Origin of the sequence: Pantoea septica (genome assembly GCF_002095575.1) — a bacterium.
Classification (GTDB): domain Bacteria; phylum Pseudomonadota; class Gammaproteobacteria; order Enterobacterales; family Enterobacteriaceae; genus Pantoea; species Pantoea septica.
In genome coordinates, this window is record NZ_MLJJ01000016.1 from 56,860 (window position 1) to 82,433 (window position 25,574).

The window sequence follows — 25,574 nt, forward strand, 5'->3', positions numbered from 1 at the left end:
GGGAGGATGTAATCGCTTAATGTCCGCTTTTCGCTCTTAGCGGACTTTGCCTTGTTCATAGTGTCTGTTCTATGAACTACGCCTTTAATATCTGGACGGACATCAGGTATGTACCAGGGAATTTGAAATCTCGTCACAGAATGCGGTACCTGTTTTCAGTACACCGTAACACCAGTGCACCAGTTTTCTCATCAGGGCACCAATGGCCACCATTTTTGGCTTTCCTCGCAGGCACAGCTCATTGTACATATTGCGCATCCGCTTATTGTGAATTTTTCCGCAAAGGGCTGACATATAAAGCTTTGCTCTTAACTGAGGAGGGCCTATTTTCGACATGCGGGAGCGATTGCGTACCGACGTGCCTGAACGCTTCTCCACAGGCACCACCCCCAGAAAAGCTGCAGCCTGTTCAGCTGACTCAATATTATAGCTGCGCAGCACGACCAGCATGTGCATTCCCAGCTGCGGCCCGACAGACTTAATCGATGTCAGCAGGCTGAAATCCCGCTTCAGGTCAGGACAAGCCTGGATGTGCGCTTTGATTTGTCGCTCGATGCTGTCTACCTCTTCACGAAGCAGATGCGCCATGCGCATGCAGGAACTGATGACATCTGCAGGCGTATAGGTTGACAGGTATTTTTCCAGGCGATTCTCCTCACGCACGGCATCGCCCAGCAGCACATCCCTGCGACGTAAGAGCGCACTGAGATGTCTGATTTCAGGTGCCGGCGGCTTCCAGCGATGTGGCTTTTTCAGGAGTGCGTAACAGGCCAGCATGTATGCATCGACTTTGTCCGTTTTCGTCATGATCCCCATGCCGCGGGCAAATTCTCTGCTACGGTGAGGGTTAGCCAGTGACACACAGAAACCTGCGTCATATAAGTCAGTGGCCAGCCGCTCGTGATAAACACCGGTTGCTTCCATAACCAAATGAACGTCCTGCGGACCGCAGTGCTGGAGCCTGAGCCAGCGAATTATGTTATCTGTTGCGCTCCGATCATTCCGGATATTGCGCGTTTTGATGCGACCTTTGATACCGTCATAAAGCATGCACAGATCAAGCGTGCTTTTGCTTACGTCTACACCCACTGGAAACATAGTTTCGCTCCTCTCACATAAACCGTCACGCCTGTTTGCCTTGTACATACGGAGTCGAGCTCCCGGTAACCGTTCAACCTGATGTGCTGGCGTGAAAGGTGAAGCGGAGGGCCTGATGCTGCTAAACAACGTTCAGTCTGTTAATGACCTTAAGGACAAGGGCGGGCTCGCTCTGCTTCAGTGGTGGTAGCTAATCACCACATAATCTTAGATACAAGGGCAAGGGATGGGAGCGGTGAAACCTATCAAAACGGAACCGGCTTCGCCGTGCTACCGGCGCCATGCAGCTCTTGTGCAATATGTGGCTGCTTCTGGCGCCTCTATGCCGCTAAAGCGGCATTCAGGGGCAGGCTGCGCACTGCTCGCCCGCCTCAAGGAAATAACGTCAGGAAAATTTACTCACAGCTCAGCCTTTTCTGTAGCGATCTCTGGCATTGTGGCGGTCTCCTGCTGCCAGTCGTGCTGCATATTCTGACTGCAGTAATCGCAGTAATTCTGGGATAAGAGCAGGCGTCACAGGCCACGGAAGGCTAAAATCTACGTCAAGAAGCTGATAAAGGAAGGATAAATGGCATTTCAGAACCCGGCGCAGAACTATGAGGAAAAGCGGCTCAACCTTGGTGATATGGTCAGCCTTTCCACACACTCAATCTACCTGATGCGCAGCGCCAGCGATTATCCGGAAGTTGGGGTTGATCGAATATCACATATGATTAGCGTATTTATTGACCATGCCCCTGACACCTTCAGTCTTACAAGTCCGGCAATGTAATATGATTTGGGTGATTCTTATTGCACAAATTCTTTCTGGAGTAATTGCCCGCATCGTATGACTTGTACCGGATACGACTTCAACCTTCCCAAAAATAGTGCAAAAAGCTTACTTATTAAAAGCAACTCGTCCGTAAAACGTTATATGGAGGAAGTGCCTATGACAAGTGATGAAAAGACGATAATTGAGAGATATATACAGAAACTGAATGTAGCCATAAAAAAGGATCCATAATGCATTAGTTATCTTCTTATTGAAAAACCTTATTAACAATCAAGTCAAAGTAGAATTAAACCTCTAAATAAATAATAAAAAATCATTAACACTGTCTTTCATACTACTGGTCAGATAGAAAAAGAAGGCCCGCCACAGTCAGACGGGCCGGCTGAACTCAGCCAGAAAGTTTTAACAACCATATGATTAATGAGGGTAAATCACACAACATCCGGGACACAATTGAAAGCTCATGAGAACCAAAGGCACTCCTGTATAACAGGGTGATGAAAGCTATTGTCCCTGCTGCAGCATTTTGCGATGCATATCAATAATGCTCTGGTGTGCCGGAGAATTTGCATTGTTCATAGTTTCATGTGCAATAATTGCCTGCTCATGTTCATTCACAGACGTGGACTTAGACATTGACATGCAATTCATACTGGCACATTCACCGTTTTTTTCCGGCACCTGATTCGCCCATGCCGATGTAACAGTCAGCATGGTTACGGCTGTAACAAGGATAAATTTTTTCATTTAAGACTCCTTCGCATTCAATAATAAAAACCAGCTTTTAGCCAGGTGGTGTATCACTGCTTCAGTGGTTTCTATCGTAGAGTAAAAATGAAAGCGCAGGTTAAATATGACAGAAATGTAATTTAAATCAGCTTCTTTCAACATGACAGGATTGTAATCATCTGCTCAGCCTGGCTGTGATAGTTTGCAGTTATTCATATAAACATTCTTTCACAGACAGTACTGGCACATCAGAATCAGGATGTTTTTCTGACTGAAGTACCTATTTCGGAGCACAGTCATGCCGCTAAATAGTTCACGCCGCGACTTTATAAAAGGGATTACAGTTGCCGGGATTGTCGGAGGAGTTGGCCTGCGATCCTTTGATGCGTTTTCAGCAGTGAGTCTGATGAGCGCACGCACCATGACCGGAACTGAATTTGATTTATTTATCGCAGAAACTCCGCTCAATATCACGGGTAACCCCCGTTATGCCAAAACAATTAATGCCGGTTTACCGGGCCCGCTGCTGCGCTGGAAAGAAGGAGATACCGTTACGCTGCGCGTCAGAAACCGACTCGATGAACCTACCTCCATACACTGGCACGGCATTATCCTGCCTGCCAACATGGATGGCGTCCCGGGTCTCAGCTTCCACGGCATAGAGCCGGATAACACCTACGTCTACTCCTTCCGTGTAAAGCAAAATGGAACCTACTGGTATCACAGTCATTCCGGTCTGCAGGAGCAGGAAGGTGTGTACGGACCAATCATTATTGATGCTGCAGATCCGGAACCGTTTACATATGACCGGGAGCATGTGGTCATGCTGACGGACTGGTCTGATGAAAATGCGTCTGCCATTCTCGCAAAGCTTAAAAAACAGTCTGATTATTACAACTTTGCCAAACCTACCGCACGTGAGTTCTTCAGGGATGCCCGGGAAAAAGGCCTCAGCAATACGCTGGCGGACCGCAAGATGTGGGCTGAAATGAAAATGAACCCGACCGACCTCGCCGACGTCAGTGGAGCTACGTACACCTACCTGATGAACGGTCAGGGGCCAGCAAAAAACTGGACTGGTCTTTTCCGTAAGGGTGAAAAAATTCGCCTGCGCTTTATTAACGGCTCTGCCATGACTTACTTCGACGTGCGGATCCCCGGCCTGAAGATGACCGTGGTTGCCGCTGATGGTCAGTATGTCAACCCTGTCGCCGTAGATGAATTCCGCATTGCTGTTGCTGAAACTTATGATGTCATCGTTGAACCGGCTCAGGATGCCTATACCATTTTCGCACAGTCGATGGACCGAAGCGGTTATGCACGGGGGACGCTCGCCTCACGTGAGGGGCTTTCAGCCCCCGTCCCCTCTGTCGACGCCCGGCCCTGGCTGACCATGGATGATATGGGCATGGGAGGCATGGATCATGGAAGCATGGGCGCAATGGATCACAGCAGCATGGCTGATGCAGGGCAGATGCAGGGCATGGATGGCGGTGAAATGCAGGGCATGGATGGCAACAGCATGCCTGCCGCTGCAGCCGGCAGCATGGCGGGCATGGATCACAGCAGTATGGCTGGAATGAGTGACATGCAAAAGCATCCGGCTTCTGAAACCGGTAATCCTCTGGTCGATATGCAGGCCATGATGCCCACTCCTAAACTCAGCGATCCGGGTATCGGGCTGCGTAATAACGGACGTAAGGTCCTGACATATGCCGATCTGAAAAGCACGTTCGAAGACCCGGACGGGCGAGAGCCGTCACGTACCATCGAACTTCACCTCACCGGGCACATGGAAAAATTTGCCTGGTCTTTTAACGGCATAAAATTTTCTGATTCAGAGCCCGTCACACTCCGGTACGGCGAGCGAGTCCGTATCGTACTCGTTAATGACACCATGATGACTCACCCGATTCATCTTCATGGCATGTGGAGCGATCTGGAAGATGAGGAGGGTAATTTCCTTGTCCGTAAGCACACCATTGATATGCCACCGGGAACCCGCCGCAGTTATCGGGTTACCGCTGATGCGCTGGGCCGCTGGGCTTATCACTGTCACCTGCTGTTTCATATGGAAACCGGCATGTTCCGCGAAGTCCGGGTAATTGAGTGAGGTACTTCTGATGTCAGTTTCTGAACGCATTAACAAGAAAAAAATCATTTCCTGCCCTGCAGCCAGCCTGCTGATTTTATCAGCATTTTCTGGCAGTTATATATCCACAGCACGGGCCGCAGATTCTGCATCGATGCCCAGTATGCAGGGGCACGACATGAAAGGCATGGACCATTCAAAAATGAGTGGCATGGATCATTCTGGTATGGAAAACATGACCGGGATGGATCACTCCGGAATGGGAAACATGGCGGGTATGGAAAGTATGTCCGGAATGGATGGCATGGAGTCTATGCAGCCAGCCGCCCCGACTGAGAGCCGCACACCGATTCCGGCATTGACCGATGCCGATCGGCGGGCAGCATTTCCGGATGTACACGGGCATAAAGTGCACGACAGCAGCATTAACTGGTATGTGCTGGCCGACCAGCTGGAGTGGCAAAAAAACAATGATTCCGGCGGGTTCAGCTGGGATGTCAGCGGCTGGGTTGGTGGCGATATAGATCGCCTCTGGTTACGCAGTGAAGGTGAAACCAGCAAAGGAAAAACGGAAAGCGCCGAAGTTCAGGCTCTCTGGGGACACGCAGTCTCACCGTGGTGGGACGTCGTCGCCGGTGCGCGTCAGGATTTCAGGCCCGGCCGGCAGCAGACCTGGCTTGCTGCCGGTTTTCAGGGGATGCCGCTTTATAACCTGGAAACCGAGCTGACCGCGTTTGCCGGTGAAAGGGGTCGGACGGCTTTGCGTTTTGAGACTGAATATGACGTGTTGCTGACCAACAGGCTGATCCTGCAGCCATCACTGGAGGCGAATGTCTTCAGCAAAGATGATAAAGACCGGGAGATCGGAAAAGGGCTGTCTAATACCGAACTCTCGCTGCGGCTTCGTTATGAAGTGAGGCGTGAATTTGCGCCCTATATCGGAGTTTCATGGAATCAGCTGTACGGCAATACCGCCGACATGGCCGCCCGCGAGGGAGAAAAGGATAACGAAGTACGTTTCCTGCTCGGAGCCCGCGTGTGGTTCTGAAGTAGTTAATCTTAATAAACAACAAGACAGGTATGACTATGAAATATTCTTTTGCTACTTACGCCATCGCTGTTGCTGCTTCTTTTGCCGCATTCACTGCACAGGCACACCCGGAGCTGGCCTCCTCTGTTCCTGCAGACAAGTCGCAGGTATCCGCTCCTGCGAAAGTTGAACTGCACTTTACAGAAAACCTGGTTACGAAATTTTCAGGTGCCCGCCTGGTCATGACGGCAATGCCGGGCATGTCCTCTCATTCACCCATGCCTGTAGCCGCGAAAGTAGCAGCAGGCAGCGATCCAAAAACGATGGTGATTACACCAGCTAAGCCTCTTGGCGCCGGTACCTATAAAGTGGAATGGCGCGCTGTCTCTTCCGATACGCATCCGCGCACCGGTAACTACAGTTTTGATGTGAAGTAATATCATGAACGATCAGACCTTTATTGTTATCCGTTTTTTTCTTTATCTGGACCTGATGGTTTTATTTGGTCTGCCCTTATTTGAACTGTATGCCGTCAGGGGAAAACTTAAAAAATCGGTGTCACTTTTCAGCGTCTGGTCGTTCTACTTCCTGTTGATTTCGGCAGGCATTGTTTTATCGCTGGCTAATATGCTGCTTGTCGCTAAGGCAATGAGCGGCATGACTGATGTCGGCGAAATTACGCTTCACATTATGGAGATGGTAATCGGGGAAACAGCCGTCGGCCTGAGCTGGGTTATACGCCTGATTGCGCTGTTAATCGCTTTTATGGGGCTGGGGTTACGTCTGCGCAATGCCCGCATATCCCATTATGTACTGACTCTGTCAGGAGGCGTTGCACTGTCTACGCTTGCCTGGGGTGGCCATGCTGCAATGAATGACGGGCCTGATTACTGGCTTCACCTTTTGAGTGATATAGTTCATTTGTCGGCAGCGGGAGCATGGGTTGGAGCCCTGGCGGCATTCAGTATCCTGCTGTGCCTGAAAAAAGTTGAAAATGCCGGTCACGCTCGTCAGCTTTCTGATGCGCTGACAGGATTTGGCAGAACAGGGTCTGTGATTGTTGTCAGCATCGTTCTGACCGCCGGGATTAATTTTTTCTATATTGTTGACGATCCCTTCCGGACGCTGCCGGGCAGTCATTACGGGTTACTATTGCTTACCAAAACCGCACTTTTCTTTGTGATGCTGTTGCTGGCGGCCGCTAACCGCTTCAGGCTGGCTCCCAGACTGGAAACCGCCCTGAGTCAGGGCAGGTATAAGACAGGAATTGCACTGATGCGCAGAAGTATTATCACAGAGTTCAGTGTATCCATCCTGATCCTCGCAACCGTAGCATGGCTTGGCACCCTGTCGCCCGGCTCGGGTATGGAGTAATCATTAAGCTGAAACGGGATATGTCGCCATGAGCTCAATTCTTATCGTTGAGGACGAACTTAAAACAGGAACTTACCTCAGACAAGGCCTCCAGGAGGCGGGCTACAACGTGACCCTGGTCAATGACGGCCTGCAGGGGCTTGAGCACATACTGAAGCAGCGTTATGACCTTATCATTCTGGATATTATGCTGCCCTCCATGGACGGATGGGATATCCTGCGGCAGATGAGAATGGCCCGTCATGAAGAACCCGTGCTGTTTCTTACCGCAAAAGACAATATCAGCGAAAAAATCAGAGGCCTCGATCTGGGGGCCGATGACTATCTGCTCAAGCCCTTCGACTTTGCTGAGCTGCTGGCCCGCATCCGGACGCAGCTGAGGCGTAACCGCTCACAGACGGGCGGTATACTTACCATTGCAGACCTGACTATAGATGTCGCCCGCCGGAGTGTCAGCAGATCCGGGAAACGAATCCATCTTTCATCCAAAGAGTTTTCTCTCCTGGAGCTGTTGCTGCAGCGTCGTGGAGAAGTTCTGCCCCGAAACCTGCTTTCTTCGCTGGTGTGGAATATAAATTTTGAAAGTGACACGAATGTTATTGATGTGGCTGTCCGACGCCTGCGTAGCAAAATTGACGACGACTTCAGCCCAAAGCTTATTCATACCGTACGGGGAATCGGCTACGTACTGGAGATCCGTGAAGAGTGAAGCGTAACTGGTCCCTGACGTCCAGGCTGAGCATTGTGTTTGCAGGCGTCATGATGTCTGTATGGCTGCTTTCGAGCGCCTTACTGGTGACCGCGCTGGACAGCTATTTCCGTAATCAGGATCTGACGCTGCTTAACGGAAAGCTTGAGCTGGCAACCGAGCTGCTTGAAGGAGAGTTTCATAGCGGTCGCCTGAACAACGCCGGACTGGCACGTAAGTTAGCCGACGCGATGGTAGGCCATAGTGGACTTTATCTGTCCGTCAGAACTGCGGACAACCGGATACTGACCGACTATGTTTCTCCGGGGTTTCCGGTTCCGGAACAGCGCTTTGCCGTTAATATACATCAGCCCGGTGTCCTTCAGACGACTGAAGATAACGGGTGGCGCTATAACGTTATCGTCAGAAAAGTGAGTGTGCCGGATGCCAGCGGGCAGCGCGATATGCTGATAACCGCTGCCTATGATACGAGCCTTCACGACGCCTTTATTGCCCAGCTAAAGAAGTGGCTGATCTGGTTTAACGGGGGCCTGATTTTTATATCGATACTGCTGGGCTGGATTGTCACCAGAATAGGGCTGCGGCCGCTTAACGAAATTAACCGCCTGGCCTCGGCAGTAACCGTTAATAACCTCGGCGAGCGCCTGCCGGCGCACCGGCTACCCGCTGAGCTCCTGCCTACGGTTGCAGAGTTCAACAGCATGCTGGAGAGGCTCGAAAGCTCCTTCCGGCGTCTGTCCGAATTTTCATCGGATATTGCTCACGAGCTTCGCACCCCTGTCAGCAATCTGATGATGCAGACGCAGGTCGCGTTGTCACGGGAGCGTGATGCTGACAGTTACAGGGAGATCCTTTTTTCCAATCTAGAAGAGCTGGGCAGGCTTGCCAGAATGAGCAGCGATATGCTTTTCCTGGCTAAGTCAGATAATGGCCTTCTCTCCCTCAAAAAGGAGACAATCATGGCACATACTGAAATTACCGAGCTGATTGAGTATTTTGAACCCCTGGCAGCTGAAAATGGAAAATCCCTTAATCTTGAGGGCGATGCCTGCTTTGCCGGTGACCGGCTGATGATTCGGCGGGCGCTGAGTAACCTCATAACAAATGCAATAAAATATTCTTTAGAGGGCGATGAGATCCTGATTTGCGCAGAGCAGGGGGAAACGCTGGCTTATATACACGTATCGAACCGCACCCGTGTCATCACTGATAAAAATATTACAAGACTTTTCGACCGGTTTTACCGGGCAGATACGTCACGTCAGCATAATACGGACGGTGCAGGGCTCGGTCTCTCAATCACGCGATCCATTCTGCAGGCACACAATGGTTCGTTACAGGCTGTGATGAACGGCGAGTTAATAACCTTTACGGTGGAATTGCCAGCAGCCTGACTTTGCGCTTATGCTTTTTTGTTCCAGACTTATACCTGTAACGACAACTCTCTGATCTGCATCAGTAGACTCTTCCGAAAAGAGTGGAGGGATAATTGATGACGATCTGAAACCCTGATTTTATCTGATGCTGAGAAGGAACGAATCATGAAGAAATTTTCTCTGACACTGGCTGCGTTGATGCTTGCCCTGCCGGCAGCCGTTATGGCCCAGAAGCCGGATATGAAAATGTCGCATGACATGAACATGTCCCCGGCGTCAAAGGACTACATGTCTGGTATGCAGCAGATGCATGACGGCATGATGAACGCGGTAAAAGACAAGGATGCCGACAGGGCCTTTGCAAAAGGCATGATTGAGCATCACAAGGGGGCGATCGCTATGGCTGAAACAGAACTCAAATATGGCAAAGACCCTGAGATGAAAAAAATGGCTGAAAATATTATCAGTGCTCAGAAAGAAGAGATAAAGCAGATGGAAAACTGGCTTAAAAAGTAACATTTCACCGTCAGTATATGCGCCGTATAAGTTACCTTCCTGTCTTTCAGTGGCTCGCCCTGGCGAGTCATTGCTTTTTTTGTTCTCACATACCTCAGAATCAGAACCTGATCGTTTACCCTGCAGGGTATGCAAGACACCGCCGGGCCTTGCGTACATTTGCCCCACTTGCTTATGGTGTGTGAATGTTCAGCGCCAAAAAGAAATAAAGCGGTCACCCTTCATACAGATGAGCAGGTTAAATGCCTGCAGCCGTTTCGCTCTGCTTGCCAGATAAAACTGCCTCATTAATGCTGTGCGCATAAACAGTATAATTAAGAGGAGGATTTCTATGGTCTGTTCAAACGCAATTACCGTTATACGGCAGTACATCCGGGGGCCGGGATTATGAACCGGGCCGTTATGCACAGGGCCTGACCTTACTCTGGCCACCGGTCTTCACACCGCCTGTCCGCGTAGCGCTCTATGCGGAGCCCTGCGCAGCTGGCTTCCCCTCCCCTGCTCAGGATTACGTGGAGAAAGAACTCGATCTCAATGAGCTTTGCATACGCCGACGAGCATCAACGTTCTTCGTACGTGCCAGCGGACACAGTATGCGCGATCTGGGATTGTGTGATGGCGACGTCATGGTGGTTGATCGCGCAGAGGAAGCCACCCACGGGGATATCGTTATTGCTGAGGTAAATGGTGAGTTCACAGTCAAACGTCTTCAGCTGTTCCCGCGGCTCGCACTTCTGCCAATGAATCCGTCTTATTCCATTATCTATCCTGAAGAGCTGCAGCTGCTCAGCGTGGTCACATGGTTTTTTAACAGCACGCGCGCACGCCGGAGGTAGCTATGCCTGTGTTTGGCCTTGCCGACGTAAATTCGTTTTATGCCAGCTGTGAAGCCTTATTCCGCCCCGACCTGAGGGGGAAGCCTGTGGTGGTGCTGAGTAACAATGATGGATGCGTGCTCGCCCGCAGCGCTGGCGCAAAAGCGCTGGGAATAAAAATGGGCACCACATGGTTCCAGATTAAGACGCAGAATTTTCAGGAACGGGTTTACGTGTTCAGCTCAAATTACGGGCTTTATCACAGCCTCAGCCAGCGCGTAATGATGGCGCTGGAAGAAATATCCCCCCCGGATCAGCAGTAAAAGATAAGCCCAGTAGCCGACCAGATGTGAGCAGTGCTAACGTAAAAGCACAAATGCCGCGAGCTCGACTACTGCAACCTCGGCATAAGTGGTACTTTCATAACGGTCTCCTTCTGTCAGCAAATGCGCACTAATTAATGCCCTTCTTTGCCGAGCCTGATACTTCTCAGACGTAACGCATTAACGATAACACTGACGGAAGAAAGGGCCATAGCCGCTGCCGCAATTACCGGCGAGAGCAATATGCCATACGCCGGATAAAGCAGACCTGCGGCCACGGGCACTCCGATGGCATTGTAGATAAAGGCAAAAAACAGATTCTGCCGGATATTTTTCATGGTGATCTCGGACAGATGGCGAGCCCTGTTCAGCATCATCAGGTCACCTTTAAGAAGCGTGATGCCGGCGCTCTCTATTGCCACGTCAGTCCCCGTACCCATCGCAATCCCCACGTCAGCAGCCGCGAGTGCAGGTGCATCGTTCACGCCGTCACCCGCCATCGCCACCACATGGCCTGTTGCTTTCAGCCGACTAATCACTGCTTTTTTACCATCAGGTAAAACCCCGGCTTCGACCTCTTCTATTCCGAGCTTATGCGCCACGGCTTCAGCAGTAAGCTGGTTATCCCCTGTCAGCATGACAATACGGATACCCGCCCCACGTAAGGCCTTAAGTGCCTCGGGCGTGGTTGCTTTAAGGGGATCCGAAATAGCGATCAGGCCGGCAAGCTGCCCGTCTTTCGCCACATAGATAACGGTTGCGCCTTCCCTGCGCAAGGCATCCGCAGTGGTCTTCTGGTTATCAATAACGATACTGTTATCCTGCATGGCCAGCTCATTACCAATAATAACCCGTTGCCCTTCAACATGCCCTGAGACCCCTTTACCTGACGGGGCATTAAAATCACTGACTGTCGGTACCGTGATCCCTTTTTCACGTGCGGCGTTGACCACTGCCATACCCAGCGGATGCTGTGATCCTTTTTCTACGGCGGCCGTCACTCGTAACAGAGCCTCTTCGCCGCCCGGTATCAGGCTGATTATACCAGTCACCGAGGGCGCACCTTCCGTGAGCGTGCCGGTTTTATCGACAACCAGAGTGTTCACTTTTTCAAGGCGTTCCAGGGATTCAGCGCTTTTGATTAAAACCCCTGACTGGGCCCCTTTGCCCACCCCCACCATTATCGACATGGGTGTGGCCAGTCCCAGCGCACAGGGACAAGCGATAATCAGGACCGAAACCGCGGCTATCAGACCGTGCGCTACCCTGGGTTCAGGCCCCCAGACAGCCCAGACCACAAACGTGACGGCTGCAATGAGTATTACCAGGGGAGCAAACCATCCCGAGACACTGTCAGCCATTCTCTGAATGGGCGCGCGTGAGCGTTGCGCATCAGCGACCATCTTTACAATACGGGACAGCATTGTTTCATCACCGACTTTCTCCGCCTGCATGATGAGGCTACCGGTCTGATTTATGGTCCCTCCGATAACGCGGTCATTTTCCGTTTTGGTAACCGGCATTGATTCCCCGGTTACCATCGATTCATCCACGGTGGTACGGCCTTCGAGCACGATGCCATCAACCGGAACACTCTCTCCAGGCCTGATACGGAGTTTATCGCCAGGCAGGACGTCTTCTGCTTTGATATCCGTCTCATGGCCATCAGGATCCAGACGTCTGGCTGTTTTGGGGGCGAGGTTCAGCAACGCGGTAATGGCGCCTGACGTTTGTTCCCTTGCCCGTAATTCAAGAACCTGCCCCAGCAGGACCAGCACCGTGATAACGGAGGCCGCTTCAAAGTACACGGCAACCTGGCCATTCATGATCCTGAAGGACGCAGGAAAAAGAGAGGGAAAGATCGTGGCGATGACGCTGTACACCCAGGCTACTCCCGTGCCCATTGCAACGAGAGTAAACATGTTCAGCGAGCGGTTACGTAGCGAGGCTCCGGCACGCGAGAAGAATGTCCATCCGCACCACAACACCACCGGAGTGGCCAGAAGCAACTGCAGCCAGACGTTGTACTGTGGCTGCAGTAATTGCATCATTCGCGGAAACAAATGGGATCCCATTTCGAGCACCAGAACCGGTAACGTCAACAGCAATCCCAGCCAGAAGCGTCTGGTCATGTCGCGAAGTTCATCACCCTGGCCCGTGGATGCTGTGGCAACAAGCGGTTCCAGCGCCATTCCACAAACGGGGCAACTTCCGGGACCACTGCGACGTATCTCCGGATGCATCGGACATGTCCACACGCCGTCAGACATCGTTTTCTCACTCTGCCGGTATGACGGTTTTACCCTTTCAGGGCTAGCTTCATGATGATGGGAGGCTTCATTGGCGTTTCCGCTCAGATAATGATCGGGATGGGCTGAAAATTTGCTCTCGCAGCTGGCAGAGCAGAAGTAAAACTGATGGTCATGGAATCTGATGCTGCTGTGCGCCTTTTCCGGCAGGATGGACATTCTGCACACGGGGTCCCTTACCTTACGCACTGACTGACTGGCGTCTGCGGATCGCGTCTGTTCAGAAGCAGGCTGGTGATCGTGTGTCACTGCATTATCATTTTTCACAGTAATTTTCCTTATGCACACCTGAGCGTCTCATATCTACAGAGTATGTCACGGATGCGATTACCACGAATAATGCCGGCATCAGACCGGATGATGCCGGCGTCCCGTTATCAGCGTCTATTCGATTCTCTGGAAGACGTTCTGACTTCCATCCGGGGCAAAGGCCATAACATTGTAAGCCTCTTTTCGGTCGCCCATCTCCATTCCCGGACTGCCTGCGGGCATGCCGGGTGTGGCGAGACCGTAAATGCCCGAACCTGACTGCATTGCCTGATGTATCGTCGTCGCCGGGACATGGCCTTCGATGACCAGCTTGCCTGCAACCGCTGTATGACAGCTGCGTAGTCCTGCCGGAACAGAATACTTTTCTTTCAGGGCTGACAGCGCCTGATCGTTCATGACGTGCGTTCGCACTTTAAACCCGTCTTTTTCCATCGCCTTGCCCCATAAGAAACAGCACCCACAGTGTTCTGACTTGTACATATCTATGACTTTTTCACTTGCGATTGCCGGCAGTGACAGGCCGAGAGCCAGAGCCACTAACACCACTTTATTCATACTCACCTCGGTAAATTAGCGATATAAATCGTGTCGTTCACACGAATTTGTTCAGAAGGGAACCCACCCGGGGTGCCCTTTCAGGATTAAGACACGTTTTTTTTATGTCTGCGCAGCCAGATTAATTTGTAGGCGGCAGGAATAATGAACAGTGACAGCAGGGGAGCAGTGATCATCCCGCCAATCATCGGCGCCGCAATACGGCTCATGACCTCTGAACCGGCGCCGGTTCCCCAGAGTATGGGCAGAAGACCCGCAATTATCACCGCCACGGTCATGGCTTTCGGCCGGACACGCAGCACGGCACCGTGATAAAGGGCTTCATCAAGGCCTTCCGGTGTAAACGCCTCCTTACGGGACAATTCCGGATGCGCTTCGATGGCATGACGCAGGTACATCAGCATGACCACGCCAAACTCCGCCGCCACCCCGGCCAGGGCGATAAACCCGGTGCCGGTGGCCACAGACATATGGAAGCCCTGCCAGTAGAGGAACCATATTCCACCGACGAGTGCGAACGGCAGACTCATCAGAATGAGTAAGGTCTCATCAACGCGACGGAACGCCAGGTATAACAGAATGAAAATGATCATCACCGTCATCGGTACCATCAGTTTCAGCTTTTTATTGGCATGCTCCAGTAATTCAAACTGCCCTGAAAAGGATACACTGGTACCCGGTCTCAGTTTCACCTTCTGGCTGATGGCCGTCTTGATGTCGTTTACCACTGACACCATGTCCCGGTCGCGGGCATCAATATAGATCCAGCTGGCGGGTCGGGCATTTTCCGTTTTCAGCATCGTCGGTCCGGAAACCACCCTCACATCAGCGACATCCCCCAGGGTGATTTGCTGCTTCATCGGTGTCAGGATCGGCATCTGCCTCAGGGCCTGCGGACTGTTCCGGTAATCCTGCGGATAGCGGATATTAATCGGGTAGCGGGCCACGCCTTCCACCGTTTCGCCTACCGTCGCGCCGCCGATGGCTGAGGAAACGAACATCTGGACATCGCCCACCGTCATCCCGTAACGGGATGCTTTTTCCCGGTTGATATCAACATCAATGTAGCGGCCGCCTTCCAGACGCTCTGCCAGAGCAGACACCACTCCCGGCACGGTTTTGGCTACTGCTTCAATTCTCTGTGCTGTCGCATCGATATCGGACAGAACGGTTCCGGAAACCTTGATACCGATCGGGCTTTTAATCCCGGTCGAGAGCATATCGATACGGTTACGGATAGGGGGAACCCACAGGTTTGCCAGACCCGGTAAACGGACCGTCTTATCCAGTTCGTCAACAATCTTGTCAATCGTCATGCCCGGTCGCCACTGATCTTCAGGTTTCAGCTGAATGGTTGTTTCCACCATTTCCAGTGGAGCGGAATCCGTTGCGGTCTCTGCCTTACCGGTTTTGCCAAAAACAGACGCCACTTCAGGCACGGATTTGATTAACTTGTCCGTGGTCTGCAGGAGTGCCGCAGCCTCAGCTGGGGATACACCTGGCAGCGTTGACGGCATGTAGAGCAGGTCTCCCTCATTGATCTTCGGCAGAAACTCACCGCCCACCTGACTCATTGGCCAGATCACCGTGAAAATGGATAAGGCCGCAACCAGCAGGGTTGTTTTTGGCCAGTGAAGTACCCTGAGCAGTAAGGGGTGATACCCCTTAATCAGCCACCGGTTGAGTGGATTACTGGTCTCAGCGGGTATTTTTCCCCGGATCCAGAATCCCATCAGGATCGGAATGACGATGATGGCCAGCGCGGCCGCTCCTGCCATGGAATACGTTTTCGTGAAGGCCAGCGGCCCAAACAGGCGTCCTTCCTGCCCTTCAAGGGTAAAAATAGGAATGAACGACAGGGTGATGATCAGCAGGCTGATAAACAGCGCTGGCCCTACTTCCACGGAGGCATCGGTGATGACCTTCCAGCGGGTGGCGTTATCTATCTCCTCACCGGGATGCTGATGGTCCCACTCTTCCAGCCGTTTATGCGCGTTTTCAATCATGACAATGGCCGCATCCACCATCGCCCCGACGGCAATCGCGATCCCCCCCAGCGACATAATATTGGCGTTCAGTCCCTGGAAGTGCATGATAATAAAGGCGATACACAGGCCAAGAGGCAGAGAAATAATCGCCACCAGTGCTGAACGGACATGCCAGAGGAACAGCGCACAGACAATGGCAACAACAATAAACTCTTCAAGGAGTTTATAACTGAGGTTGTCAATGGCCCGGTCAATTAACTGGCTGCGATCGTAGGTGGTGACGATCTCGACTCCTTCAGGCAGGCTTGCCTTCAGCGTATCCAGCTTATCCTTAACGGCAGTAATGACCTCGCGCGCATTTTTACCCGAACGCAAAATTACAACGCCGCCTGCCACTTCACCCTGGCCGTTAAGCTCGGCAATACCGCGACGCATTTCCGGCCCGGTCTGTACGCGGGCAACATCACGCAGATAAACCGGAATCCCGTTCTCTCCGGTTTTCAGAACGATGTTATTGAAATCATCGATGGTCTGAAGGTAGCCGCTGGCCCTGACCATGTACTCCGCTTCCGCGATTTCAACGGATGAGCCTCCGGCCTCCTGGTTAGAGGATTCAAGTGCCTGCTTAACTTCGGGCAGGCTGATGCCGTACTGAACCAGTTTTTCCGGATTTACCTGGATCTGATACTGCTTCACTACGCCGCCCACCGACGCCACTTCTGCAACATTCGGAATGGTTTTCAGTTCAAATTTCAGGAACCAGTCCTGCAGGGAGCGCAGTTCAGAAAGGTCGTGTTTTCCGCTGCGATCGACCAGGGCATATTCAAATATCCAGCCCACACCGGTGGCATCAGGGCCTATTTCAGAACTGACACCGGCAGGCAGCTTGCCCTGAACCTGGTTCAGGTATTCCAAAACGCGTGACCGGGCCCAGTACAGATCGGTACCATCTTCAAAAATGATGTACACGTAGGAGTCACCGAACTGAGAAAAACCGCGCACGGTCTTTGCGCCCGGTACCGACAGCATGGTGGTGGTGAGCGGATAGGTGACCTGGTTTTCGACAATCTGCGGAGCCTGGCCGGGATAGCTGGTTTTGATAATCACCTGCACATCAGACAGGTCGGGCAGCGCATCCACGGGGGTATTGATGATAGTCCAGGCTCCCCAGATGCTGAGAAACAGGGCTGCTATCATTATAAGGAAACGGTTGGCGACCGATCGCCGGATAATCCATTCAATCATCGTCGTCTCCTCAGTGTCCTGAATGCATATTTTCAGGCTGGCCAAGCATTGCCGGCATTGTGTCGTCCGACTTTTCTGGATGACGCATGCGCTCCAGCGCCCCGGTAATATTGGCCTCTGAGTCAATCAGGAAGAGGCCGCTGACCACCACGGTGTCGCCTTCATTCAGCCCACTACCAATACCAGACTGTTGCTGTGATTCGTGCAGAACGTGAATTTGTTTCGGTACAAACCGGCCCTCTTCATCAACGGTGATCACACGCTGTTCTTTACCGGTATCAATCACGGCCTGGCTTGGTATCAGCAGCATTTCCTGACTTTGGGTATTCAGTTTCAGATACGCATTCATACCCGGCTTAAGCAGCTCGTCCTTGTTCGTAACCTGCAGACGTACCTGCAGCGTACGGGTTGTCTGATCTGCACTCGGGAGAATGTTCCATTTTTCAACATGGAATGTTTTGTCCGGATAAGCCGGTACCGATATTTCAAACTGTGAGGTATCTTTCAGCAGATAGGCAATGGATTCCGGGACTGCCGCACTGATCCATACAGGATCCATCCCCTGAATCTGGGCCACCACTTTATCTTTTGAAATGTTCATACCCGTACGCAGGTCAAACGCAGTAATGACACCATCGATAGGTGCCTTAATGGTAAACCGGGTCTGAATACTGCGGGTGGAACGCAGTCTCTGAATATCCTCTTCCGGCATGCCTGCCAGGCGAAGCCGTTCCAGGACGCCTTTCAGTTGCGTGGGCGTTCCTCCGGTACCGGACAGCAGGAGGAACTCACTCTGCGCCTCCACCCATTCCGGAATGGTGATATCGATAAGCGGCGTCCCTTTCTTCACATGATCGCCTGTTGTCAGGGGATAGACTTTTTCAACGAAGCCGTCAGAACGCGCCTGAACAATAACAAACTGATATTCGTTATAACTGACGTTGGCCGGGATTGTCTGAGAATAATTCAGCATCCCTCGGGAAATTTTTTGTGTTTTTAATCCCAGATTCTGCACCTGAGTCGGGTCAATACGGATCCCTCTGCCGCTTTTATCTTCGTTTTCATCAGCATATTTAGGCACCAGATCCATATCCATGAAGGGGGATTTACCGGGTTTGTCAAATTTGGTTTCCGGCTTCATTGGGTCATACCAGAAAAGCACCTTGCGTTCCTTTTCGGTATGTTCTGTTTTTCCTGTTTCCTGTGCGGAATTTACAAACTGCCAGGCAGTGACAGATATCAGCCCTCCCGCTATAAGGCTGCTGATAATTATTGCAGCATATTTTATCTTTGAAGAAGCCATACAATTTTCCGATAAAAAATCAAAACCCCTGGCATATACGCCTGATAATTAATTAACAGGCGCACAGGTTGTATTCACTCCGGACTGTCAATCAGGATTGCGTATCGTTGATGCTTTTGAGTAAAGAGATATTGCTCTGCTGAACAAACGTAAAGTCAACGTGAGTGCCCGCTTTCAGGGCCGTAATACTGTCGTCTGCATTCACAAAGGTGAAACGCATGGTCATAGCAGGCCAGCCAACCGCCGGGATGGCTTCGTGAGAAATCGTGATTTTCTTACTGCTGAGATCAATGTCTTTGACAATACCCTTTCCTTTAATTATCTGCTGTGCTGAGGCATTACCGGCAGCATTCATTTCGCCGTGCTGATGGGTTTCTGCATGCAGCCCCGCTGAAAACATTACGGAAAGAGCACTAAATACAACCGCTTTAAGTGAATTACGCATTTTATTTTTCCTGACTATTTAAATAGATTTACTCTGCCCAACCGCCTCCCAGCGCAGTGAACAGATTAATTTCATTGACCTGACGGGAATAGGTAAGATCCAGGATGGCTTGCTGCGTGGTGAACAAAGATCGTTCTGCATCAAGTACTTCGATATAACTGACGGCGCCACTGGAATATAATCCTCTGGCACGCTGAAGGGTAATCTGTAATGAGTCAAGATAACGCTGTTGCGCCTCAAGTTGCTGATTAATGCTGTCCCGCAGCGCAAGCGTGTCGGCAACCTCTTTAAATGCTGCCTGAATTTTTTGTTCGTAATTAACTACTGACTGCTGCTGACGAATTTCAGCGAGTTTCAAATTGGATTTGTTTCTGCCGGCATTAAAAATCGGGATGTCAATTATCGGAATAAAATTCCACATTCCGCTCGCCGGTGTGAAGAGGTTGGACAATTCCGTGCTGCTTGCCGAAAGCCCGCTGGTCAGCGTGATGGACGGGAAAAAGGCGGCACGCGCTGCGCCGATATTGGCATCAGCGGCTTTCAGCTGATATTCCGCTTCCATAATATCCGGTCGCTGCAGCAAAATTTGCGATGACAGGTTTGGTGGCAGTTTTACTGGATTTATCACACTGCCTTTCATCTTTTTTTCCGATGGAAACGCATGATACGTTCCCAGTACCAGCTGCAGGGCATTATTGGCCTGAGCCAGGTCGCCTTCTCGCTTGGCGATCTCTGCATGGGTACTTTCTATCTGCCCGCGAGCCTGCTCCAGTGCCAGAACGTTTGTACTGCCGGTCACCAGCTGTTTCTCAACGAACGCATAGGACTGTTCGTAATTCTTCAGCGTCTCCCGGGCGATACGAAGTTGTTCATAAGCCAGCTGCTGACTGAAATAGCTCTGGGAAACATTTGAGACCAGCAGGATATGTACGGCACGACGGGCTTCTTCGCTGGCGAAATAGTTCTGCCTGTCAGACTCGCTCATATTTTTGAGTTTGCCGAAAAAATCGAGCTCGTAACTGAGCGTCAGACCCGCGTCGTATTCCCGGGGGGGCGTTTTATCTCCTTTCAGTCCACCACTGTAAGTGATACCTGAGGAAGCATTTAACTGAGGATAACGGTCTGCATCCGTGACGTTGTACTGAGCCCGGGCCTCTTCCACTTTGAGGGCGGCCATTCTGAGATCGCGGTTATTCGTCAGGGCTTCAGTGATCAGTCTGGTAACCTCGGGATCGGCAAAAAAGTTACTCCATCCGGTGTCCTGGTATCCCGCCACCGTCGGCTCCAGGCTGTTGCGGGACAGGGAGAACTGCTGGGGTACCGGTGCCGCCGGCCGCTGATATTCGGGCGCCAGAGAGACACAGCCTGCCAGGATGAATATCGTGCTGATGCTAAGTAGTTTTAATTTGAACATAACGCTTCTCGTCCAGGCCGACCTGGTAAAGGGTTCAAATGAAGTCCGGAATATTGATAGGGGTACTTTACAGAACGCTCTCTGTTTGCCGGGTGACAGAATAATGACAATGTTGTCATTATTCTGACATTCGTTGATAACGGTCGCGGGCGCAATAGAATGACATTAGCTGCCCGTCGGAGAGAAAGATGAAAATACTGATCGTTGAAGACGAAATGAAAACAGGTGAATACCTCAGCAAGGGGCTGACTGAAGCAGGATTCGTGGTCGATCATGCTGATAATGGCCTGACCGGCTATCATCTCGCCATGACTGCCGAGTATGATTTGGTGATCCTGGATATCATGCTGCCTGATGTGAACGGCTGGGATATCATCCGTATGCTGCGCAATGCCGGCAAAGGGATGCCGGTATTATTACTGACAGCCCTCGGCACGATTGAACACCGCGTAAAAGGGCTTGAGCTTGGCGCAGATGATTACCTGGTAAAACCCTTCGCGTTTGCTGAGCTTCTCGCCCGGGTACGAACACTGCTGCGACGGGGTAATACGGTGATCACGGAGAGCCAGTTTCAGGTGGCCGACCTTACGATTGATCTTGTATCAAGAAAGGTAAGTCGCGCCGGGAACCGCATTTTATTGACCAGTAAGGAGTTCAGTCTGCTGGAGTTTTTCCTTCGTCACCAGGGGGAAGTTCTCCCGCGCTCTCTGATTGCCTCCCAGGTATGGGACATGAATTTTGACAGTGACACGAACGCCATTGACGTCGCGGTAAAGCGGCTTCGCGCTAAGATAGACAATGATTACGAGCCGAAGCTTATCCAGACGGTTCGGGGCGTGGGCTACATGCTTGAGGTTCCTGATGCGTAAAATGCTCTCCAGGCGCCCTTTCTCTCTTGCCCTGCGGCTGACCTTTTTTATCAGCCTGTCCACGATACTGGCATTTATCGCCTTTACATGGTTTATGCTGCATTCCGTAGAGAATCATTTTGCCGAACAGGATGTCAGCGATCTGCAACAAATCAGCACGACAATGCACGGCATACTGCAGTCGCCGGCCGATCCCGATGAGAAAAAGATAAGCAAAATAAAGGAGTCGATTGCCAGTTACCGTAACGTTGCCGTTCTGCTGATGGATCCGCAGGGAAATATCCTGTTCAGTTCGGCACAGGGAGCGGCATTACGCCCGGCGATGAAGACGGCTGACTTCAGCTCACACTGTCGCGCGAAGGATGTTTTTCTCTGGACGGTGGAAGATCCGGTCAGACCCGTGCACGGCGGGCCAGGCATGAAGATGGAAACATACCGGATTATCGCCTCTTCAGGAACCGCAACACTGCAGGGAAAAAGCCAGAACTATGTCCTGCTGACGGGCCTCTCCATCAACTTTCATCTTCACTATCTCGACGCACTGAAAAAGAATCTGATTGCAATTGCTGTGGCGATAAGTCTGCTGATTGTGCTCATCATCCGCATTGCTGTTCGTCAGGGACACCTGCCCCTGCGTAACGTCAGTAATGCCATTAAAAATATCACCTCGGAAAATCTTGATGCGCGGCTGGAACCCTCACGTGTTCCTATTGAGCTGGAGCAGTTGGTCGTCTCTTTCAATCACATGATTGAGAAAATCGAGGATGTTTTTACCCGACAGGCCAATTTTTCTGCCGATATTGCACACGAGATCAGAACTCCGATTACTAATCTCGTGACGCAAACTGAAATTGCACTGAGTCAGGACCGGACGCAGAAGGAGCTTGAGGATGTCCTCTACTCCAGTCTTGAGGAGTATAACCGGATGACCAAGATGGTCAGCGATATGCTTTTCCTGGCGCAGGCGGATAATAATCAGCTGAGCCCGAACTGGGTCATGTTTGACCTGAGTGCGGAGATCATCAAAGTCTTCGATTTCTTCGACGCCTGGGCGGAGGAACGGAACATCACATTGAAATTCAACGGGATGCATTGCCTTATCGAAGGTGATCCCCAGATGTTCAGACGCGCCATCAACAATCTGCTCTCTAATGCCCTGCGCTATACGCCGGAAGGTAATGCGGTAACCGTATCGATAAAGGAACAGGAAAATTATTTCGAACTCATGATTGAAAATCCCGGGAAACCAATTCCTGAAGAACATTTATCAAGGCTTTTTGACCGCTTTTATCGTGTGGATCCTTCCAGGCAACGGAAAGATGAAGGCAGTGGAATAGGGCTTGCTATTGTAAAGTCAATCGTGGAAGCGCATCACGGCAGGGTCCATGTGGAATCGGATATACGCTCGACACGTTTCATATTATCAGTGCCAAGGCTTGAAAAAATAATGAATGCCACCCCACAATCGTAATTTAAAGGAATAAATGACAAAGTTGTCATCAGCCTGTCACGTGGCAAACAGAAGTCATTCGATATAGTTAGTGCAACTTCTCAGGAAGGCTGTATTACTTGTCAGGAAATATTCCCGTTATGAATATACAGCCGGCCACCCGGTAAACAGGTTCAGCGAAACAATATTCTGTTTGTCACTGGATGCGCTGACTTCAGTAACCGGACATCACTAATTCAGGAATGGAGAATTATCATGAAAAAAATTGTACTTGCAACTTTTTTAGGTTTTGGCGTGGTATCTGCGTCATGGGCCGCTCAAACTGTGAATATTCACGATCGTTTCAACAATACCCAGGCTTCGGCTCACCAGATACAGTCAGCTTCTGTCCCATCTGCTATCCAGGGGGAGCCCTCCCGGATGACCGGAATGAATCAGCATGAAAAGGCCATAATTGCTCATAAAACCATGAATAATGGCTCTGCGGAAGCCCACCAGAAAATGGCTGAAAACCATCAAAAGATGATGGGAAACATTGCCGTCAACGATACCCACCCGTCAGCCTCGCTCGCAGCGATGAATGAACATGAAAGAGCAGCCGTTGCCCATGAAACCATGAATAACGGCCAGTCCGGGGCACACCAGGCGATGGCTGAAGCGCATCGCCGCATGATCAACGCTGGCTGAGTGCCATTGTAGTATGGGTGCTGTTACCCTTTCCTTAATAGTTATTCCCTTAACCGGACATGCTGCTGCATTTCGCCCCCGCACGGGGGCTTTTTATTCCTCTCAGCTACAATTATCCTTTATCAACCTGAATAAGGATTAATTGCATGAAAATCAAAACATCCCTCCTGGTTATTTTAATGTTACCCATGCCTGCTAATTCTGCTGAAAATTCTGAAATGAAGATGCGTCACACGGGGTAATCTGCATGTCGATATCTCGTAAATTTTCGCACAGTCATAGAGGCGGCTGCATTCTAAATATTCTGGAGCCATAAGGATGCAGTGTGTTTATCTGCCACATTTTCTTCAACGGTTTTTCGCTCGGCCCTGAGCTCAGCCATGTTCATCCCCAATTAATTTCTCAGGAGTTTCTGCGCAAGATGCAGACAGCGGATGCAGGTCTGTTCCGATTTACCTGTAGTTGTGGCTTTAAAGGATTCTACGATCGTGAAATTAACGTCTTTATTGAAAAGGTGTTCAGCAGCAAGTATTGTCTGCACGCGTTCGTCGATAAAAACAAACTCCGGCAGATCATCAAACTCACATGCGATTTAAAACGGGTCGCAGCCTCCCTCATGCTGAAGCAGTTCATGTCATTTCGGTCAGCCTTAATCCTTTCCGCTTAAAAATATCCACAGCTTCAAAAATTGCGTATTTACCGAAGTCAGTGCGCCGGATAACAGTGATCATTTCCTCATCAATTTTTTATTTCCGCTTTATTTATTTTCCTACTAAAATTTTTTATTTTTGAGTAGCACAGACAGTCCTGCTGTGATGACCCAAGTGAATATGAGCAGATAACGAGCAGGTGTCGCTACATGAAATCTGAGAAAGTCGCAGGGGTTAAAACCTCGCCAGATTCCGCTAAGCTCACGGTTGTTGTCTTCTTTATTTTCCTAATGCCTTACCTACCAGGCATGTAGCCAAGAGTGCCTGGTACGATCCCGCCGGCGCCGTTTTTTCTCTATTCCCTTACCCGGCAGACACTTACCCTCTTTTCCACGCCCGAAACGCGCCGGGGCCCACGCCTTTTTATTTCCGGACATCCAGGTTATTCTCCGCATACGGGAGAAAAGCCGAAAAACCGATCCGAAACGGATCCAGACCAGATCGATTTATTCCCGTGGTTTTCGCTGGACAGACAGGGGAAAATACGTTCCATGACGCCAGGCAACGGAGAATGAAAATTTGAGTACTTTACCCCGAGAGGTCGTGCAGATTTCACGTAGCGACGTCACTGGTCAGAACGTGACCGGATCCGGCGCCGCACGCTACTTTGACTATGAGAGCGCCGTGGCCCTGCGTAACCTGGCCGCTGCCTACGGCACCGACATGCCGCGCTACCTGCTCGCCCCCGAGGTGGCCGTGCTGCTCTCGAAGGTGCCCGACCTGAAAAAGCGCCTCTTTATTGACGCGCTCTGGAACACCGGCGGGCGGCTGAATGAAATTCTGCCGCTGACGAAGGAAGATTTTGTGCTGGACGATTCGCTGACCGGCGCGCCGCTTTCTTCGCCGTTCGTGGTGCTGCGCACCCTCAAGCAGCGCCGGCTGGAAGAGGCCGCGCGCAGCCGTAGCCGCCGGCGCGGCCGCCCGACGAAGGAGGAGCAGCGGGCGGAGCGCGAAACAGAGGCGGAAATTCGTGACAACCCGCCGCGCGCGGTGCCGCTCACCGATCCGGGCTTCGTGCAGCGCTTAAGGGAGTGGTTTGCGACGGCGCAGCTGGCACCGGGCGCCCGACTCTGGGATATCCGGAGCGAGGACACCGCGCGCAGCTGGATAAGCCAGGCCGTGACGGCCGCGGCGCGTGACGGTGTGACGTTTTCCATCCGGCCGGTGACGCCCAAGACGTTCCGGGACTCGTTTGCGATGCACCTCGTGCAGCACCAGGTGCCGCAGAAGGTCATTCAGACGCTGATGGGCCATAAGGACGCGAAGTCCACCGAGTGGTACACGCGGGTGTTCGCGCTGGACGTCACCCGCCAGCTCGGCGTCCGGTTCTCCATGGATCCGGACGAAGCCGGCCGGCTCCTGCTGCCCGGTCAGCCCTCATTTCGTTGATCCCTTGTCCATGGCCGGGGGCTGTTTTCCTGAAAGCAGCACGGCGGATCCGGGTCCGTCCGGGGTTGTTTTACAATTAGCGGAGTCAGGATCTGTCGAGCTT

Annotated in this window: 20 protein-coding genes and 3 pseudogenes; 14 read left to right on the plus strand and 9 right to left on the minus strand. The window is 51.4% G+C overall.

Annotated elements, in window-relative coordinates; translation table 11 throughout:
• Positions 1 to 102: 102 nt before the first annotated feature.
• Positions 103 to 1,098: an IS110 family RNA-guided transposase gene (locus HA46_RS10755; RefSeq protein ID WP_048781208.1), complete on the minus strand. Its 996-nt coding sequence runs from the start codon at positions 1,096 to 1,098 to the stop codon at positions 103 to 105.
• Between the two features lie 568 nt (positions 1,099 to 1,666).
• Between HA46_RS10755 and HA46_RS21625 the strand changes: the two are divergent.
• Positions 1,667 to 2,104: pseudogene (locus HA46_RS21625) on the plus strand (site-specific recombinase).
• Between the two features lie 273 nt (positions 2,105 to 2,377).
• Here HA46_RS21625 and HA46_RS10765 read toward each other — a convergent pair.
• Positions 2,378 to 2,620: a hypothetical protein gene (locus HA46_RS10765; protein ID WP_048785345.1), complete on the minus strand. Its 243-nt coding sequence runs from the start codon at positions 2,618 to 2,620 to the stop codon at positions 2,378 to 2,380.
• A 280-nt stretch (positions 2,621 to 2,900) separates the two neighbouring features.
• Here HA46_RS10765 and HA46_RS10770 point away from each other — a divergent pair, with 280 nt between their 5' ends.
• The 9 genes and pseudogenes from HA46_RS10770 to HA46_RS10815 form a co-directional block, all read left to right on the plus strand.
• The gene (locus HA46_RS10770) at positions 2,901 to 4,715 is read left to right on the plus strand and encodes a copper resistance system multicopper oxidase (protein ID WP_048785343.1); all 1,815 of its coding nucleotides are present in this window, start codon (positions 2,901 to 2,903) and stop codon (positions 4,713 to 4,715) included.
• 223 nt (positions 4,716 to 4,938) lie between these two features.
• Positions 4,939 to 5,742: a copper resistance protein B gene (locus HA46_RS10775; protein WP_311779046.1), complete on the plus strand. Its 804-nt coding sequence runs from the start codon at positions 4,939 to 4,941 to the stop codon at positions 5,740 to 5,742.
• Between the two features lie 38 nt (positions 5,743 to 5,780).
• Complete coding sequence (copC, locus tag HA46_RS10780) at positions 5,781 to 6,161, plus strand: copper homeostasis periplasmic binding protein CopC (protein WP_075203224.1); 381 nt, start codon at positions 5,781 to 5,783, stop codon at positions 6,159 to 6,161.
• Between the two features lie 4 nt (positions 6,162 to 6,165).
• Positions 6,166 to 7,098, plus strand: a complete 933-nt coding sequence (copD, locus tag HA46_RS10785; RefSeq protein WP_048785340.1) for a copper homeostasis membrane protein CopD — start codon at positions 6,166 to 6,168, stop codon at positions 7,096 to 7,098.
• A gap of 28 nt (positions 7,099 to 7,126) precedes the next feature.
• Positions 7,127 to 7,807 (plus strand): heavy metal response regulator transcription factor, encoded by a 681-nt coding sequence (locus tag HA46_RS10790; RefSeq protein WP_048785337.1) that lies wholly within the window; start codon positions 7,127 to 7,129, stop codon positions 7,805 to 7,807.
• Positions 7,804 to 9,201 (plus strand): heavy metal sensor histidine kinase, encoded by a 1,398-nt coding sequence (locus tag HA46_RS10795; protein ID WP_048785335.1) that lies wholly within the window; start codon positions 7,804 to 7,806, stop codon positions 9,199 to 9,201. The genes HA46_RS10790 and HA46_RS10795 overlap by 4 nt, the downstream gene beginning before the upstream one ends.
• A 147-nt stretch (positions 9,202 to 9,348) precedes the next feature.
• Positions 9,349 to 9,699 carry a CopM family metallochaperone gene (copM, locus tag HA46_RS10800; protein WP_048785333.1) on the plus strand — a complete coding sequence of 117 codons (351 nt, stop codon included), beginning with the start codon at positions 9,349 to 9,351 and terminating at the stop codon, positions 9,697 to 9,699.
• Positions 9,700 to 10,112: 413 nt separating this feature from the next.
• Positions 10,113 to 10,535: a translesion error-prone DNA polymerase V autoproteolytic subunit gene (gene umuD, locus HA46_RS10810; protein WP_048785327.1), complete on the plus strand. Its 423-nt coding sequence runs from the start codon at positions 10,113 to 10,115 to the stop codon at positions 10,533 to 10,535.
• An 8-nt stretch (positions 10,536 to 10,543) separates the two neighbouring features.
• Positions 10,544 to 10,834 (plus strand): annotated as a pseudogene (locus HA46_RS10815) (Y-family DNA polymerase); the annotation flags it as partial.
• 137 nt (positions 10,835 to 10,971) lie between these two features.
• On the opposite strand, the gene silP reads toward HA46_RS10815, so the two are convergent.
• The 6 genes from silP to HA46_RS10845 form a co-directional block, all read right to left on the minus strand.
• Positions 10,972 to 13,413, minus strand: coding sequence for an Ag(+)-translocating P-type ATPase SilP (gene silP, locus HA46_RS10820; protein ID WP_084884205.1), 2,442 nt, complete (start codon positions 13,411 to 13,413; stop codon positions 10,972 to 10,974).
• 117 nt (positions 13,414 to 13,530) lie between these two features.
• Positions 13,531 to 13,971 (minus strand): DUF411 domain-containing protein, encoded by a 441-nt coding sequence (locus HA46_RS10825; RefSeq protein ID WP_048785320.1) that lies wholly within the window; start codon positions 13,969 to 13,971, stop codon positions 13,531 to 13,533.
• A gap of 86 nt (positions 13,972 to 14,057) precedes the next feature.
• Positions 14,058 to 17,204: a Cu(+)/Ag(+) efflux RND transporter permease subunit SilA gene (gene silA / locus HA46_RS10830; RefSeq protein ID WP_084884208.1), complete on the minus strand. Its 3,147-nt coding sequence runs from the start codon at positions 17,202 to 17,204 to the stop codon at positions 14,058 to 14,060.
• 10 nt (positions 17,205 to 17,214) lie between these two features.
• Positions 17,215 to 18,507 carry an efflux RND transporter periplasmic adaptor subunit gene (locus HA46_RS10835; protein ID WP_048783337.1) on the minus strand — a complete coding sequence of 431 codons (1,293 nt, stop codon included), beginning with the start codon at positions 18,505 to 18,507 and terminating at the stop codon, positions 17,215 to 17,217.
• Between the two features lie 91 nt (positions 18,508 to 18,598).
• The gene (gene cusF / locus HA46_RS10840) at positions 18,599 to 18,952 is read right to left on the minus strand and encodes a cation efflux system protein CusF (protein WP_048783335.1); all 354 of its coding nucleotides are present in this window, start codon (positions 18,950 to 18,952) and stop codon (positions 18,599 to 18,601) included.
• Positions 18,953 to 18,980: 28 nt separating this feature from the next.
• Complete coding sequence (locus HA46_RS10845) at positions 18,981 to 20,366, minus strand: efflux transporter outer membrane subunit (protein WP_048783333.1); 1,386 nt, start codon at positions 20,364 to 20,366, stop codon at positions 18,981 to 18,983.
• A gap of 188 nt (positions 20,367 to 20,554) precedes the next feature.
• Here HA46_RS10845 and silR point away from each other — a divergent pair, with 188 nt between their 5' ends.
• The 3 genes from silR to silE all read left to right on the plus strand — a co-directional run bounded on the left by silR (position 20,555) and on the right by silE (position 23,372).
• Positions 20,555 to 21,235, plus strand: a complete 681-nt coding sequence (silR, locus tag HA46_RS10850; RefSeq protein WP_084884211.1) for a copper/silver response regulator transcription factor SilR — start codon at positions 20,555 to 20,557, stop codon at positions 21,233 to 21,235.
• On the plus strand, positions 21,228 to 22,706 hold the full coding sequence (locus HA46_RS10855; protein WP_048785848.1) for a Cu(+)/Ag(+) sensor histidine kinase: 1,479 nt from the start codon (positions 21,228 to 21,230) through the stop codon (positions 22,704 to 22,706). The genes silR and HA46_RS10855 overlap by 8 nt, the downstream gene beginning before the upstream one ends.
• Positions 22,707 to 22,940: 234 nt before the next feature.
• A complete protein-coding gene (silE, locus tag HA46_RS10860; RefSeq protein ID WP_048785845.1) occupies positions 22,941 to 23,372 on the plus strand; it encodes a silver-binding protein SilE in 432 nt (143 codons plus the stop codon).
• 298 nt (positions 23,373 to 23,670) lie between these two features.
• Here silE and HA46_RS21320 read toward each other — a convergent pair.
• Positions 23,671 to 24,173: pseudogene (locus HA46_RS21320) on the minus strand (OLD family endonuclease); the annotation flags it as partial.
• A gap of 428 nt (positions 24,174 to 24,601) precedes the next feature.
• Between HA46_RS21320 and HA46_RS10870 the strand changes: the two are divergent.
• Entirely contained in the window at positions 24,602 to 25,471 is an 870-nt protein-coding gene (locus HA46_RS10870) for a tyrosine-type recombinase/integrase (RefSeq protein WP_084884214.1), read from the plus strand.
• The last annotated feature ends 103 nt before the right edge of the window (positions 25,472 to 25,574 follow it).

Bases quoted from the DNA above. Each gene is read 5' to 3' on its own strand.
- cusF (WP_048783335.1), bottom strand. From the start codon at position 18,952: ATGCGTAATTCACTTAAAGCGGTTGTATTTAGTGCTCTTTCCGTAATG.
- copD (WP_048785340.1), top strand. From the start codon at position 6,166: ATGAACGATCAGACCTTTATTGTTATCCGTTTTTTTCTTTATCTGGAC.
- HA46_RS10755 (WP_048781208.1), bottom strand. From the start codon at position 1,098: ATGTTTCCAGTGGGTGTAGACGTAAGCAAAAGCACGCTTGATCTGTGC.
- silA (WP_084884208.1), bottom strand. From the start codon at position 17,204: ATGATTGAATGGATTATCCGGCGATCGGTCGCCAACCGTTTCCTTATA.
- silE (WP_048785845.1), top strand. From the start codon at position 22,941: ATGAAAAAAATTGTACTTGCAACTTTTTTAGGTTTTGGCGTGGTATCT.
- copC (WP_075203224.1), top strand. From the start codon at position 5,781: ATGAAATATTCTTTTGCTACTTACGCCATCGCTGTTGCTGCTTCTTTT.
- copM (WP_048785333.1), top strand. From the start codon at position 9,349: ATGAAGAAATTTTCTCTGACACTGGCTGCGTTGATGCTTGCCCTGCCG.
- HA46_RS10825 (WP_048785320.1), bottom strand. From the start codon at position 13,971: ATGAATAAAGTGGTGTTAGTGGCTCTGGCTCTCGGCCTGTCACTGCCG.
- HA46_RS10845 (WP_048783333.1), bottom strand. From the start codon at position 20,366: ATGTTCAAATTAAAACTACTTAGCATCAGCACGATATTCATCCTGGCA.
- HA46_RS10770 (WP_048785343.1), top strand. From the start codon at position 2,901: ATGCCGCTAAATAGTTCACGCCGCGACTTTATAAAAGGGATTACAGTT.
- HA46_RS10790 (WP_048785337.1), top strand. From the start codon at position 7,127: ATGAGCTCAATTCTTATCGTTGAGGACGAACTTAAAACAGGAACTTAC.
- HA46_RS10855 (WP_048785848.1), top strand. From the start codon at position 21,228: ATGCGTAAAATGCTCTCCAGGCGCCCTTTCTCTCTTGCCCTGCGGCTG.
- silR (WP_084884211.1), top strand. From the start codon at position 20,555: ATGAAAATACTGATCGTTGAAGACGAAATGAAAACAGGTGAATACCTC.
- HA46_RS10775 (WP_311779046.1), top strand. From the start codon at position 4,939: ATGGATCACTCCGGAATGGGAAACATGGCGGGTATGGAAAGTATGTCC.
- HA46_RS10835 (WP_048783337.1), bottom strand. From the start codon at position 18,507: ATGGCTTCTTCAAAGATAAAATATGCTGCAATAATTATCAGCAGCCTT.
- HA46_RS10765 (WP_048785345.1), bottom strand. From the start codon at position 2,620: ATGAAAAAATTTATCCTTGTTACAGCCGTAACCATGCTGACTGTTACA.